Source organism: Rubellimicrobium sp. CFH 75288, assembly GCF_009904055.1.
Lineage (GTDB): Bacteria > Pseudomonadota > Alphaproteobacteria > Rhodobacterales > Rhodobacteraceae > Rubellimicrobium.
Genome location: NZ_WYDP01000045.1, coordinates 1 through 1,482, shown reverse-complemented (window position 1 = coordinate 1,482; position 1,482 = coordinate 1). Strand labels below are relative to the sequence as shown.

The following is a 1,482-nucleotide window of genomic DNA, read 5'->3' as shown; positions in this document are numbered from 1 at the left end:
GGATCAGATCCTTGATCTTCATCACAATCCTCCTTTCATCGGCTCAGGCGGCCTTGACCTTGATCGTCCTCGGCCGGCTCGCTTCGCTGCGCGGCAGACGGAGGGTCAGCACACCGTTGCGCATTTCGGCCTCGATGCGGTCGGCATCGAAATCCCCCGACAGGGTGAAGGCGCGTTCGTAATCGCCGGGCTCGTATTCGGCATGGGCCAGGCGGAGCCTGTCGGGGTCGGCATGGTGCGACCGGGCGCGGATGGTCAGGACGCGCTGCTCCAGAGCGACGTCCACATCGTCGGGCGCCACGCCGGGCAGTTCGAGCATCAGCGTCACGCCGTCCCCCGTCTCGACGATGTCGGTCAGCGGCCTCCAGACCGGACGGTTGCGGGTCGTTTCTGCCGCAGTCTGGGCCGGGGTCTGTTCGGGCGCCGTGGTGACTTCGGTGGTCATGTCTCGTCCTCCTCTCTCAGGCGGCCTTGATCGCGATGCGGCGGGGCTTGTCCTCCTCGGGGCGGCCCACGGCAATGCGCAGCACGCCATCGGCAAAGCGCGCCTCGACCTTTTCGGGATCGACACGGAACGGAAGCCTGATCGCACGGGTGAAGCGCCCGAAGGCCCGTTCGCGGCGATGCCAGACGGCGCCGTCCGGCAGGGCAGGGGCCTTGCGCTCGCCCGACAGCGTGAGCACGTTGTCCTTCACCTGGATGTCGATGTCGGCGGGCTCGACGCCGGGCAGTTCGGCGGTGATCGCCGCCGCCTCGTCGTTCTGCCAGACGTTCAGCGCCGGGAAGGCGCGGGAGGCGCCGAAGGCACGGTCCAGATCCTCCGACAGCCGGCGCATCAGCGCGAAGGGATCGGCGGGGTAGAGTGCAGTCCTGTAGAGCATGGTCACCTCCTCCTGTGGACCCGAAGGCGGCCACGAAGGACGGGAGGGAGGCATCAGACTGCGCCCCCCGCTCTGGACTTCGGACGTCACCTCGAGGGGCCCGGACCGGCACCCCCGGTGGCCTGCCGCTTGGGCCAGACCCGTCGTCTTGCGTGAACCCCTTTCGGGCGTTCGATCCTGATGAAGGAAGGTGCCGCCGGGATGTCAAGAGGCTGCCGTCGGGAAAGGTCCTCCCCCCGTTCTCAGATGGTTGCCGGACAGGGCGGTGGCGTGCGGCACCGCCGTCGATCGGTCGGCCGCCGGCGTCCGGTTACTCGGCCGCCGACCGATCTTCCGGCGCTTCGGCCCCCGCTTCGTCTTGTGTCACCGGCTCGATGCGCACCTGTTCGGCCTGCTGGTCCCAGCCGATCCGCACACGATCGCCCTGCGTGACCTCGCCGCCCAGCATGGCGCGAGCCAGGCGCGTCTCGACCAGGCTGCGGATCTGGCGCTTGAGCTCGCGCGCGCCGTATTCGGGCCGGAACCCTTCGGCCGCCAGCATGTCGATCAGGCTATCGTCGAAGATGACCTGCACGCCTTGGGCCTGCGCCGTGCGCGCCAC

At 68.9% G+C, this 1,482-nt stretch carries 2 protein-coding genes and 1 pseudogene; all 3 read right to left on the bottom strand.

Annotated features, from left to right (window positions below):
- Nucleotides 1-43: 43 nt before the first annotated feature.
- A complete protein-coding gene (locus GT358_RS16275; protein ID WP_166583682.1) occupies nucleotides 44-445 on the bottom strand; it encodes an Hsp20/alpha crystallin family protein in 402 nt (133 codons plus the stop codon).
- Nucleotides 446-461: 16 nt separating this feature from the next.
- Nucleotides 462-881, bottom strand: a complete 420-nt coding sequence (locus tag GT358_RS16270; protein WP_166583681.1) for an Hsp20/alpha crystallin family protein — start codon at nucleotides 879-881, stop codon at nucleotides 462-464.
- A 310-nt stretch (nucleotides 882-1,191) separates the two neighbouring features.
- Nucleotides 1,192-1,482: pseudogene (locus GT358_RS16265) on the bottom strand (Clp protease ClpC); the annotation flags it as partial.